This is a genomic window from Truepera sp. (assembly GCA_032027045.1).
In the GTDB taxonomy this organism is placed as follows: Bacteria; Deinococcota; Deinococci; order Deinococcales; family Trueperaceae; genus JAAYYF01.
Genome location: JAVSMU010000001.1, coordinates 2,734,934 through 2,747,495 on the forward strand (window position 1 = coordinate 2,734,934; position 12,562 = coordinate 2,747,495).

A 12,562-nucleotide genomic window follows, 5' to 3' on the forward strand; every position below is an offset into this window, starting at 1 on the left:
ACGGCGGCTCTCACACTCAAAGGCCTCACCGTCGAAGGCGCACCACCAGACATCCAACGCACACCGGGAGACTGCGCCGCCGGCCCAACGAGCACAGGCTTAGACCTCGACCCCCTGCAACGACAGATGTTGCAAAACTACCGTGACCGCGTTCACACCCACTAGGTCCCGCACTCAGCTAGCCTGAACCGGCGGCCAAGCGATCAAGGAGGTGGGGTACGGCGCCCACGCAGGCGCCACCCCACCCCTTCTTTGCAAAGACCCTAGTGCCTACTGGCCACGAACCGGCGCGACAAGCGCCTGGTGGAGAGATTACGAGTGGTTGACAAGTCAGGGCGCCAACCGATGGTCGCCACTTCTTTCTTGAAGCGCGCGTTCGATGTCGTCGTGGCGACCATCGCACTGGTGGTGTTCTCGCCCGTGCTGTTGGTCGTGGCCATGCTCGTGCGGCGGCGCATCGGCTCACCGGTCCTGTTCCGGCAAACCCGGCCAGGCCTGAACGGCAAGCCCTTCGAGATCCTAAAGTTCCGGACCATGACCAACGAGACCGACGGCTATGGCCAACTCTTGCCCGACGAGGACCGCCTGCCGCGTTTCGGAAGTCTGCTCAGAAGCACGAGCCTCGACGAGCTTCCGGAACTCATAAACGTCATCCGCGGTGAGATGAGCCTGGTCGGCCCGCGCCCACTGGTGATGCGCTACTTGCCCCGCTACACGCCGGAACAGGCCCGCCGACACCTTGCGCGGCCCGGCATCACCGGCCTGGCTCAGGTGCGCGGCCGCAACGCGCTCTCTTGGGAGGAGCGGTTCGCGCTCGACGTGGACTACGTGGACGAATGGTCCTTCTGGCTCGACCTTCGAATCCTAGTGTGGACCGTCGGGGCCGTAATCAAGCGCGAGGGCATCAGCACGGAGGGCCACGCAACCGCACCCGAGTTCATGGGCACCGAAGACAGCGCTGGCAAGGAGTGAGGTCGCGTGCGTCGCGCCTACCGCCTTGCGCGGTGGTAGACCGACTCGATACCTGAGCCGCCACCAAACCTCTGGTGTCGAGTCATCGCCCCCGCCTCGCCCCTGCCTCACCGCCGCCTCGTCGCCCCCGCCTCATCGATGCGCGGGGCCATTTACGTCGAACACGGGTGTTAGGGCCTGCCGGGTGCCCTTGCCCCTTGCGCATTGCACACGAGTCCTTCGACCTACGTCACTTCCAGCGCCTCGAGCATGATGGCGTTGACCAGGTGGACGTCGAAGCGCTCCTCGGCAGCTCGCCTGGCTTCGCGACCCTCGCGAACGATGCGCTCCGGATCGCCGGCGTAGCCGATCATGGCCTTGGCCAACGAAGCGGCGTCGCGAGCCGGAACCAGCTCGCCGAACCGCCCCTCCTCCACCACTTCGCGGCAGCCCGGTACGTCCGTGACGACCAAGGTGCGGCCGCTCGCCAGGGCTTCCAGCGCGGCACGCGGCAAGCCCTCCCGATACGACGGCAGGACGAAGACGCTCGCTTCACGTAGTAGCGGACGTACATCCGCCACGTGACCATGAAGCACCACGTCACCGTTCGCCTCATGCTCGCGCAGGACGTTCTCGTCGACCGGCTCCGGGTTCTCGTCCACTGCGCCGGCCAAGTGAACCTCGGCATTCGGGTACTCCAACCGCAATAGCCTCGCGGCCTCGGCGAGTTCCATGACTCCTTTGGAGCGGAGCAGTCTGCCCACGAACAGGAACCTCACGGGATCGACCGGTGCTTCGGAGGCCGAGAACATGGCCAGGTCGACACCTGAGCCCGGTACCACCCACGCCTGTTGCTCGCTCACGACAGAAAGCTTCCGCATGTGGCGCATGTCGTCTTCGTTGTGGAAGATGACGGCTCGGCAACGGGCGAAGAGGATCCGGTACGCGAGCACCTGGCTGAAACGCACGAGGCTGCGCCGGAACGACCTCGAACCATCGTCCACGAACGCATACCCGAGGCCAGGAAGCATGGCGTAGCGCCTTCTGATGCCAAGTAGCCAGGCAGCCGTGATTCCAACGACGATCGGTTTGGCCCCGTGAGCGAAGACTGCCGCGGGCTCGACGCTCCGGAACCACCTGACCATCTGCCTGACGCTCTTGGCGTCTTGAAGCGGGTTCGTTCCGGTTCGGCTGAGGTTGGCGCGGTAGTGTTCCGCGCCCAGCCCTTCGATGGCGCCGATCAAGGCCGCGTCCTCGTCTGGTGAAACGGCGATCACGCGGTAGCCGGCTTGCACCAACCGCCGCACCAGTTCACCTCGGAAGAAGACCAGGTCGCCGATGCCGGCGCCCACGATCACGAACGTCGGGCGCGCGTCGCCGGACGTCTCGCTGGTTTCTGGTGTCCTGGCACTCGAGCGCGTCAAAGGGCCGCCTTGTGGTCGTCCTTGTCGGTTCTGTAAGCCGGTCGCGGCTCCGCCGACTTGGGCCCGGCCCCTCGCGCCGGCGCACCGACGTTGAAGTGAGCCTGCCTTGCAAGGTAGTCGACCTCGGCCATGGAGTACGCCTCGAATCCGTGCGTCAACCGAAGCTCCTCGCGTAACTCCAACAGACTGCGCAGGCGGCTCAAGTTCTCATCCGGCCTGGCGCCGAAGTTGTGCGGATGCCACCACAGGTGAAAGAGCGTCCCCGTGCGCGCAGCCTTGCGCATTGCGTTGGCCAGGCGGTTGAACCGGAGCCCCTCCAAGCGCGCGAGGCGCGACGACACCGGCCGCAGGAAGCGGCTTTCACGAACGTCGACAAGGCCGTTGGCATCTGGTGCGGTCGTTGCCCATGGAACTTGGGTAGCGCCATAAATCGGAGCGTACGAGTCCAGCATCCTTAAGCCGCGCACCACGACGTTGCGGGTAGCAGCCAAGGGAGGGCTGTTCAACCAGTTGGCCTCGTTGGATCTGTAAGCGGTGAACCCCGCCGCGGCGATGGCAGGTAGGTAGTCGACGCGGTTCTGGCGGCGCGGCACCACCAGCGACTTCAGGGCATAGCCATGCGCCCGTCCTATGGCCTGGGCGGCGCGAAGGTCGGCCGCGAACTCGGCGATCGACTGGCCTTCCGCAAGGCAGTAGTAGTGCGAGAACGTATGGCTGGCGATCTCCTGCCCGGGAGCGCTAGCGATGAGCTGGATGAGGCTGGGCGCGAAGTGTAGGGGGTCGTCCTTCTCACCCCTGCCGACCTGGATCCGGTAGGGGTCCAGAGCCGGGTTGCGGTAGGCGGGTTTCGACTCTGGAGCGTAATGTTCGAGTTCCTCGCGTGAATGCGCGAACAGGTACCCCACGGTCGCCCAGGTAGCGTGCACGTCGAACTCCACGAAGAGATCGAGCAGGCGGGGAACTACGTCGCGAGCTCCCAGAAGGTTCCCGCGATAGGCGCCTTCAGAACCGGCCGAGTCGTGAACGCCCCACGCTAGCTCGAAATCCAGGGACACGACCAAAGCACCGTTAGGTTGGTCATGCCGAATTCCCGGCTCGGCCGTGGTTACTTTCAAGGTCGGCGTCTGACCCGCGTCCTCTACGTCCAACATTGCGGACATCGCACCATTACACCACTTTGAGGTGCCCCTCCCACTTGCGCCAACACATCATTTGGCCCCGGCCGAGGCTGAGTCCTCGAGCACGCGCCAAGCACCCGGCGCACGGACCCGGGCCGCTCTCGGGTCTGGGACAGCTCAATACTCCACGCTCCCCACACCCCAACCACACCCGGTCCACACCAGCCGCACGCGTGCGTCGCCCGAAGCGCTCTGGCGCGTACCCGTGAGGATCTCCCTCACGCTGCCGGAGTAGTTGACGGTGACGTTCGCCACGTTGCCACTCAGCTGCACCCGCGTTATCGAGTAGCTGTAGCGGAGGTCGGTGTAGACGCTGCCGTAGGTGGCCCGGGCGCTGAGGATCCAGTCGTTGACGGTCGCCTCGATGACCGCGGGAATCTGGGCGCGGTCCGGACCATCCGGGGTGGTGCAGGCGGCCCCGCCGCCCGGCGCGGAGCCGCGGTCGAGGCGGGCGGACGCCTCACTGGGCGCGAGCTCCACGGGGAACACGTAGCTGATCCCGACGGCGAGGTGCGGCACCCAGGCGCGCTGGTCTAGCTGGGGAACGTTCGCCACGCCCCCCTCGAGGTCGAGGCGCAGGTCCTTGCCGAGGGGCACGTGGGTGCCCAGGGCGAAGTGATAACTGGCGTTCGAGCCGTAGATGCCGCCGCCCACGCCGATGTAGAGGGGGATGGGCACCGGGATGGGCGGGTAGGCGCGGAGCTGAGCGCCCACGTAGGCGCCGGCCGGCGTCCAACTGCCCTTGAGTTGCGCGCCGACGAACTGCGCCTGCAATGACACCGCGAGGGCGACGGTCTGATATGACGGGAAGCCCGCCGAGATGCCGACCGCGAACAGGGCGGGCGCGCCCTCGCCGCCGAGTTCGTTCTCCACGGTCACCAGCGGCGCCTCGGCCTCGCTTGGGGTAACCCCTTGAGCGGTGGCTGCGAAAGCGAACGCCAGTAGCACCGAGGCCATCAGCTTGCGGCCGAGGCCTAATCCCCGGCGCTTACGGCTCTCCCCCACACGAACCAATTGCTCCATCCTCCGACGGTAACAGACCCTGGCCGCCGGGTGTGGCCGGTGCCCCTACGCGAGTCGTACGACCCTCACACGGGTCCTCCTCCCAAGGCTGCGAGTGGCATGTGGTTCGCACGCGGCATGTGGCCCGAGCCCGCTCCGTTCAACGCTCCCTCCCGCCGCGGCGTCTCCGCCCAACTCCGCCGCCCCAGGGCTCCATTCACCACTGTCGCCCCAGCGGCTTCGCTCACCGCACCCGCCCCAGCCGGTTCGCTCACCGCACCCGCCCCAGCGGATGCGCGTCTATCACCCCCACTGCCTCCATGAACGCGTGCATGGTGGTCGGCCCCACGAACGCGAAGCCCTTGGCACGCAGCTCCTTGGCGAGGGCCGTGGACTCGGGCGAGGGACCGCCGGCGCGCGCAGCCGCCATGGCGGCGGGGCCGTGGGGTTCGAACGACCAGACGAGCCGCGCCAGGCCGCCGGCCGGCCGCAACTCCAACGTCGCGCGCGCGTTCTGGATCGTCGACTCGATCTTGCGGCGGTTACGGACGATGCCCTCGTCTTGCATGAGCACCTCGACCTCGGCAGGGCCGAAGCGGGCAACGGCCTCCGGGTCGAACCCCTCGAACGCCGCTCTGAACGCCTCGCGCTTGCGCAGCACGGTGCTCCACGACAGGCCCGCCTGGAAGACTTCGAGGCTGAGGGCTTCGAAGAGCTCGCGCTCACCCCTCACGGGTACGCCCCATTCCGAGTCGAAGTAGGCGCGCATGAGCGGGTCGGACGCTGCCCAGGCGGGACGGGCGCCGCCATCCTCGGCCAGGGCCGTGCCCTTGGGTGGAGCGGCCACCGTGCTTGTGGGTGGAGCGGTCTTGGTGGGCATTCTGGGGCCTCCGGCGCAGGGGAGTGGGGGATCGAAGTGAGGTCAGGTTAGCGGCCCGGGGCGCTCAGCGCATCGGCCAAAGGCCCACGGGCTCTAGGCAAAACATGAGAATTACGGGGCTTCCGCTCATCTGCCGTTGCGGGAACGCTCATCCTCGGCCTATCTTGGCCCCAGTGCACCAAAGAGGTAGGCGGCGGGCGAGGCTCCGCGCACGCGCCGCGCCGGCAACCCGCAGGTGCCCAAAGGCGCCCGCATGGGTGCGTGAAGAGGAGGTCGACGAGGTACCAGCGCAAAGACGGCGTCGCCTTGAGAGCATCTTGTTCCGACTTCCTCACGATCCCTCCCACGAAATGCGCTAGGTGCGGCCCGACCAAGTCCTGTGCCCGTGCGTCAGCCCGGGGCCCGTGGGTCGACCACGGGGAGGAAGGAGCATTCGGAGGCGATGAACCCGTTCTACAAGCTGGATCCTTTCGGGAGGCGCATCTCGCGCAGGTCGTTCATGAAGTTCATGGGCGTGGCCGCCGCCGCGGCCGCGGCCGGACCCTCCATCCTCAGGGCTCAAGGGCAGTCGGGAACGCTGCGCATCCTCCAGTGGAGCCACTTCGTGCCGAGTTACGACACGTGGTTCGATGCCTACGCCAAGGAGTGGGGCGCCGCCAACGGCGTCAACGTCGTCGTCGACCACATCAACCTGGCCGACCTTTCCACCACGGTGGCGGCGGAAATCTCGGCCGGTAGCGGTCACGACCTCATCGAGATCGTCGGCGCCGAGGCCGGGCAGTTCGAACCGAGCCTCCTCGACCTCACCGACGTCAATCAGGAAGCCAGCAGCCGCCTCGGCGGGGAACTGGACCTCTCCAAGCACTACTCGTATAACCCCGTCACCGACAAGTACTTCGGGGTCTGCATCGGCTGGACCATCGACCCCGCGAACTACCGCGGCAGCCTGTGGGAGAAGGCGGGCATGCCGGCAGGCCCGACCACCTGGGAAGACCTGGTGACGATCGGCGGCAAGATCCGCGACGAACAGGGCGTGCAGCTCGGGATCGGCTTGGCGCAGGAGCTCGACTCCAACATGGCGCACCGCGCCATCCTCTACTCGTTCGACAGCATGTTGCAAGACGAGAACAGCAACATCGTGATCGACCAGGGTGACGTGTTCACGAACGCCGTGGCGGCCGTCAACTACATGAAACGGCTGTACGAGGCGGCAATGACGCCCGAGGTCTTCGCGTGGAACGCGGCCTCGAACAACCAGGCGCTCATCGCTGGCCGCGCTTCTTACATCCTGAACTCCATCTCGGCCTACCGCTCGGCGCAGGCGGACGTGCCGGACATCGCCAAGGACGTCTTCTTCGGACCCGCCCTGCACGGCCCGAACGGCAGCGCCTGGAGCAACGCGCACGTCATCTACAACTACATCGTGCCGCAGCACTCCAAGAACGTCGACGCCGCCAAGCAGTTCATCGTCGACCTCGCCGAGAACTACGACCAGGCCATGTACGCCAGCAAGCTCTACAACTCGCCCAGCTTCTTCAACTCGCCCATCACGGGCAACGGCGACTACCCGGCGGTGGCGGGCGCCAAGACGTTCGCCGATCTGCACGAGGCGTGGTTCGACGACGACCCGTTCCGCCTCGAGGGCGAGGCCAAGGGCAAGCTCAAGCCGCTCAAGAACGCCGTCGAATGGACGACCAACGTGGGCCGGCCCGGTTACACCAGCCCCGCCGTGGCCGAGGTGTTCAACACGTTCGTCATCCCCAACATGTTCGCGCGCGCCGTTCGCGGCGACCAGAGCACCGAGGACTCCATCCGCACCGCCGCGGGAGAGGCACGCAAGATCTTCGACGCCTGGCGCGCTCGGGGGCTGATCTGACCTTGAACACTCGTCCCTGCCCCCGGGCGGACTGACGTGGCGACCCTCGAGGTCAAGGCGCTACACACGCACTTCGGTAGCGTGCACGCCGTCGACGGGGTGGACCTCGCGGTGAAAGACGGCGAGTTCCTCGTCCTGCTGGGCGCCTCCGGGTCGGGAAAGACGACCCTCATGCGCACCATCGCGGGGCTCGAGAAGCTCACGTCGGGCGACGTGCTGATCGGGGGGCAGGTCGTCAATGACCTGCCCCCCAACGCGCGCAACATCGCCATGGTGTTCCAGAGTTACGCCCTCTACCCGCACAAGACCGTCGGCAAGAACATCTCCTTCCCGCTCGAGGCGGTCGGGATGAAGCGCCCGGCCATCCAACAGAAGGTGGAGTGGGCGGCGGGCCTCTTCGGCATCGGCCACCTGCTGCAGCGCAAGCCCCGCATGCTTTCGGGCGGCGAGCGGCAGCGTGTGGCACTCGCCCGCGCCCTCGTGCGCGAACCGAACCTCTTCCTGCTCGACGAGCCCCTCTCCAACCTCGACGCCAAGCTGCGCCACTTAGCGAGGCACGAGCTCAAGAAGCTCCACCAGCGCGTGGGGATAACCACCATCTACGTCACGCACGACCAGGTCGAGGCCATGGGCCTGGGCGAGCGCGTGGCGGTCATGAACCACGGCAAGATAGAGCAGATCGGCACCCCGAGCGACATCTACCGCGAACCCGGCAACACGTTCGTGGCGCGCTTCATGGGCTCGCCGGCCATGAACCTGATACGCGTGGGCAGCGAGGTGATCGGCTTTCACCCCGAGAACTTCCTGCCCGCCAAGGAGTTCGGGGCCGACGCGGGCGCGAGGCGCTTCAAGTTCTACGTCACGGGGCTGGAGGACTTAGGTGCCGACATCCTGCTTTACGGCCTGGTGCCCAACGCGGAGGAGGTGCCGCAGGAGCTAGGCGAACACGCGGCTCCCGCGCCGGTCACCCTCCCCGAGGGCCCGCGGGGCGCCAACGTGATCGCCAAACTGCCCGCGCGCCTCGCCGGGCACATCGAGGTGGGCGTGCAGCACGACTTCTTCGTGCAACCCGGGCTGGTCAAGTCGTTCGACCCGGTCAGCGGTCACCGCGTAGACGCCGCCACCGCCGCATGAGCGCCCACAACCCGCAGCGGCGCGACGTCTACCTCGCGGTGGGCATGATCGCTCCGGCCGTCTTGTTCATCGTGCTCCTCGTTGGAGTGCCGTTCGGGCTGGCCATCTACTACAGCCTCCACGACGTCACCACCGGCGGCACCGTGCCGCGCTGGGTGGGCCTGGGCAACTTCCAGGAGTTGCTATCCGACCGCAACTTCATAACTGCGCTCAAGAACACGCTCGTGTTCACGTTCGGCACGCTCATCACGGTCCTGATCCTCGCGACCGTCCAGGCCGAGCTCCTCATGCGCAAGTTCCGCGGCAAGTGGGTGGTCAGGTTCCTGCTGCTCCTGCCGTGGACCGCGCCCGTGGCGCTCGGGCTCATCGGCTGGTTATGGATGTACGACTCGGTCTTCAGCCCCATCGACTGGCTCCTGCGCCAGGTCGGCCTCCTCGGCCACCCGGGCGCCCTCCTCGGCTCGCTACCCAACCTCTACTGGCTGGGTGACAAGCACCTGGCCATGCCGGCGGTGGTGATCGTGAACGTGTGGCGGCTCCTGCCGCTGGCCACGGTCATCGTGCTGGCGGGCCTCAACTCCATCCCCAGCGACGTGATCGAGCAGGCGCGCATCGACCGCGCCGGGTACATGCGGCGGCTCTTCGACATCACGCTGCCCATGCTCTCGCCCATCCTGCTCATCGCCATCTTGTTCACGTTCGTCTTCACGTTCGCCGACATGATCTCGATCTTCATCCTCACGCGCGGCGGGCCCGCCAACAGCACCCAGGTGCTCGCCTCCATGGCGTTCTTCACGGGCATTTTGGGCGGCAACCTCGGCAAGGGCGCGGCCGTTGCCCTCTTCCTCTTCCCGGCCCTGGCCGGCGTGAGCGCCCTGCTGTTGAGCCTCATCCGCCGCAGCGAGGTCACCTGATGGCCGCGTCAGCGGTCAAGCAGCGCCGGTCGGGCACGAGCCGCCCGGGCGCGAAGGGCCGGCGCCTCGTCGGGCGCTCGGCGTTCTACCTCGTCATCACGCTCTTCACGGTGTTCGCGGCGCTGCCCTTCTACGTCATGCTCATCACGGCGTTCAAGCGCAACGCCGACTTCTTCGACCCGAACGCCAACCCGTTCTGGTTCAACCAGTCGCCCACCATGGAGCATATCCGGCTCCTCTTCCAGGACACGCTGTTCGTGCGCTGGCTCCTCAACTCGTTCATGGTGGGTGGGCTGGTCGTGGTCATAACGCTGCTGCTGGCCATTCCCGCCGCCTACAGCCTGGCGCGCCTGGCGGGCAGTTGGGGCGAGGCGCTGGCGATCGGCATCTTCCTCACCTACCTGATCCCTCCTACGCTCCTCTTCCTACCGTTCGCCAAGGTGATCGCGTTCTTAGGCCTCCAGAACTCGCTGTGGGCCTTGGTGGTGGCGTACCCGACCTTCACGGTGCCGTTCTGTACTTGGCTCCTCATGGGGTTCTTCAAAGGGATACCCACCGACATCGAGGAGCAGGCCATGGTCGACGGCTACACGCGCTTCGGCGCGTTCGTGCGGGCGGTGCTGCCCCTGGCGGTGCCGGGCATCCTCACGGTGGTCGTGTTCGCGTTCACGCTCTCGATGAGCGAGTTCGTCTACGCCCTCACGTTCGTGCAGGACTCGGCGCAGAAGACCGTCAGCATCGGCGTTCCCACCGAACTGGTTAGGGGCGACGTGTTCCGCTGGGGTCCGCTGCTGGCGGGGGCGCTGATCGCCAGCGTGCCCGTGGCCGTGCTCTACACGTTCTTCATCGACCACTTCGTGGCCGGGCTCACGGCGGTGGCGGGGGAGTAGGCGGGGGTAAATAAAGACGAGCGCGCGGCGCCGATTTCTACGTCGGCGCCGCGCACGTCATTAGCTTGTCGCCCAGTGAGGCGAGCTGCTCGATCTCAGTCTGCCACCGGCAGCATCGTGTACATGGGAACGACGACCACGGTGGCGTCGGCGTCCTCGTCGGCCACGACCTCGACGCCGGTAACGACCCCGTAGCGGTCGATGGTCGAGATGCCGGTGGCGGCGTCACGCAGCTCGAGGCCGATGACCTCGTAGGTGCCAGGCTCGAGCCCGGCGAGCGAGTAGCTGAAATCGCCACCGGCCAGCGCCGTGGCCTCGACCTTGTACGGCGCGAGCGCCTCGAGGGAACCCAGGTCGCCGTAGCCGATCCAGGGAGCAACACCGCCTTCGTAAGGCAGGGCGTAGGCGTAAGCCGTGGGCGTGGTGAGGGTGTTACCCAAGACGGCCGCCTCGGCGTCCAGCAGGCCAGCGCCGCAAAGGTTGAGGCCGTCGAAGCCGAGGGCGGGCACGTTGCACTCTGCCTGTGTCAGGGGCGCCGAGGCGTTGTGCAGTCCCTCCACCACCTCGTCGAAGGTGAGATCCGGGTCGTGCGCAAGCATGAGCGACACCACGCCGGAAACGTGGGGCGCTGCCATGCTGGTGCCTTCCATGTAGCCGTAGGTGGAGGTGCCATTCCAGTAGGTGCTAAGCACGCCGAAGCTCGATCCATAGTCGAAGTCGCCACCGGGCGCCATGACGTCGATGAAGGGACCGTAGTTGGAGTAGTAGGCGCGCGCGCCGGTGGGGCCGGTAGCGCCAACGGTGATGGCGTGCGGGCAGTTGGCGGGGAAGGCGATGTCGGCAGGCGAGCCGTCGTTACCGGCGGACACGACGATGTAGGTACGTTGGCCGGCCAGGGTCTCGAAGTAACCATCGATGGAGGCGGGGCAGGCGTCGAACAGCAGCCCACCAAGGCTCATGTTGATGACGGCTGCCGGGTTGTCGTTGATGTGAGTGCCATAAGCCGTCTTGGTCTCACCGGCCGCCCACGCGATGCCTTCAAGGATGCCCGCGAAGTTGCCGCTGCCGTCGGCTCCCAAGACCTTGACGGGCAGCACGTCGACGTTCCAGTTGACACCCGCAACCCCGGCGCCGTTGTTGGTTATGGCGCCGATGGTGCCGGCCACGTGCGTGCCGTGCGTGCTGCCGCCCGGGTTCGTACGTGGGTCGTCGATCGAACCCTCGCCCGCGCCGGGCGTGGTTCCGTTCCAGTTTGCGAAGTTGGCACCGCCGACGGCCCACTGAACGTCCGTGTGGCCGAAGCGGCCCGTGTCGAGCACCGCCACGGTCACCTTGTTGGTGGCCCCGGTCTCGACGTCCCAGGCCGCAGGCAGGTTCAACTGCGCGTAATGCCACTGTTGGCCGTAAAGCGGATCGTTGGGAGTGGCATTGGCCGAGAGGATCCAGTTGGGGAACGCTTCGGCGACGAGGTCGGAGGCGCGCAAGTCGTCCACCAGCGCGCGCGTCGCGGCCTCGTCCAGGCCGCTGCTGCGGTAGAGGGCGAGGCCGCCCGTGTGCGCGAAGGAAGTCACCTTGGCGAAGCCGTTGCCGGCGAAGGCGAAGCCGCCGTCGGCCGTGAACGAGAGGGCGCCGGCCGGGCCCGCTGCGGTGGTGCCGAGGGTCACGTCGCGGGCGCCGGGCTTGAACACGACGAAGGCATCCCCGGGGACTATCGGCGCGGGGGCCGGCGCTGCCGCGGCCGACAGGCCGGCCGGGCCGGCCGGCGGCGTGCGCGTGATGATGCCGGAGATGGAGCCCGTGGCGCCGAGAGCGGGGGTGACGGTCACGGTGACGGCGAGGCTGGTAGCGCTGTTGCCGGCCTTGTCGGTCGCCTTCGCGCTCAGCTCGTAGGTGCCCTCCGTGGTGGGGGTCCATGGGAACGTCCAGGTGCCGGTTGCGCCAGGCACCACCTTGACGACTTCGGTGCCGTCCACCAGCACCGCGACGTTGGCGATGCCGCCCGCGTCGGTGGCCTTGCCGCTTACTTCCACGCTGGTGCCGGCGGCGACGGTGGCGCCGTCCGTTGGCGTCACGATGGTGACCGTCGGCGCCGTGGTGTCCGGCGTGGTGCACGCTGCCAGCACCAGCAAGACGAGAGTTATCGACGAGACTAGACGCACTATCCTTTGCATCTCACCCTTCCCCTTCGAGAAAACCAACGCACCGGCACCATGCGGCGCCAGGATCGGCACCACATTCCTCCCGGAAGGCGGCCGAGCGCGTTCGGTGTTGGTGAGTATAGCGTTAGAGCCTCCGGGGGCCGGCGGCCTGGGG

Annotated in this window: 10 protein-coding genes; 5 read left to right on the plus strand and 5 right to left on the minus strand. The window is 67.0% G+C overall.

Annotation, left to right across the window (positions count from 1 at the left end; translation table 11 throughout):
- Positions 1–318: 318 nt before the first annotated feature.
- Positions 319–972: a sugar transferase gene (locus tag ROY82_12335; protein ID MDT3683247.1), complete on the plus strand. Its 654-nt coding sequence runs from the start codon at positions 319–321 to the stop codon at positions 970–972.
- A 224-nt stretch (positions 973–1,196) separates the two neighbouring features.
- Here ROY82_12335 and ROY82_12340 read toward each other — a convergent pair whose 3' ends face one another.
- From ROY82_12340 to ROY82_12355, 4 genes are all read right to left on the minus strand, one after another.
- A complete protein-coding gene (locus tag ROY82_12340) occupies positions 1,197–2,375 on the minus strand; it encodes a glycosyltransferase family 4 protein (GenBank protein ID MDT3683248.1) in 1,179 nt (392 codons plus the stop codon).
- On the minus strand, positions 2,372–3,535 hold the full coding sequence (locus ROY82_12345; protein MDT3683249.1) for a polysaccharide deacetylase family protein: 1,164 nt from the start codon (positions 3,533–3,535) through the stop codon (positions 2,372–2,374). The genes ROY82_12340 and ROY82_12345 overlap by 4 nt, the downstream gene beginning before the upstream one ends.
- 135 nt (positions 3,536–3,670) lie before the next feature.
- Positions 3,671–4,576 carry a hypothetical protein gene (locus ROY82_12350; protein MDT3683250.1) on the minus strand — a complete coding sequence of 302 codons (906 nt, stop codon included), beginning with the start codon at positions 4,574–4,576 and terminating at the stop codon, positions 3,671–3,673.
- A gap of 250 nt (positions 4,577–4,826) precedes the next feature.
- A complete protein-coding gene (locus tag ROY82_12355) occupies positions 4,827–5,435 on the minus strand; it encodes a DNA-3-methyladenine glycosylase I (protein MDT3683251.1) in 609 nt (202 codons plus the stop codon).
- Between the two features lie 442 nt (positions 5,436–5,877).
- Here ROY82_12355 and ROY82_12360 point away from each other — a divergent pair, with 442 nt between their 5' ends.
- Genes ROY82_12360 through ROY82_12375 form a run of 4 tightly spaced genes read left to right on the plus strand, consistent with a single transcriptional unit; the run spans position 5,878 to position 10,249 of the window.
- On the plus strand, positions 5,878–7,311 hold the full coding sequence (locus tag ROY82_12360) for an ABC transporter substrate-binding protein (GenBank protein MDT3683252.1): 1,434 nt from the start codon (positions 5,878–5,880) through the stop codon (positions 7,309–7,311).
- A 36-nt stretch (positions 7,312–7,347) separates the two neighbouring features.
- Positions 7,348–8,445, plus strand: a complete 1,098-nt coding sequence (locus ROY82_12365; protein MDT3683253.1) for an ABC transporter ATP-binding protein — start codon at positions 7,348–7,350, stop codon at positions 8,443–8,445.
- On the plus strand, positions 8,442–9,359 hold the full coding sequence (locus tag ROY82_12370; protein MDT3683254.1) for a sugar ABC transporter permease: 918 nt from the start codon (positions 8,442–8,444) through the stop codon (positions 9,357–9,359). Before ROY82_12365 ends, ROY82_12370 begins: the two co-directional genes overlap by 4 nt.
- Positions 9,359–10,249, plus strand: a complete 891-nt coding sequence (locus ROY82_12375) for a carbohydrate ABC transporter permease (protein ID MDT3683255.1) — start codon at positions 9,359–9,361, stop codon at positions 10,247–10,249. Before ROY82_12370 ends, ROY82_12375 begins: the two co-directional genes overlap by 1 nt.
- Positions 10,250–10,344: 95 nt before the next feature.
- Here ROY82_12375 and ROY82_12380 read toward each other — a convergent pair whose 3' ends face one another.
- A complete protein-coding gene (locus ROY82_12380) occupies positions 10,345–12,420 on the minus strand; it encodes a S8 family serine peptidase (GenBank protein MDT3683256.1) in 2,076 nt (691 codons plus the stop codon).
- Positions 12,421–12,562: the final 142 nt, after the last annotated feature.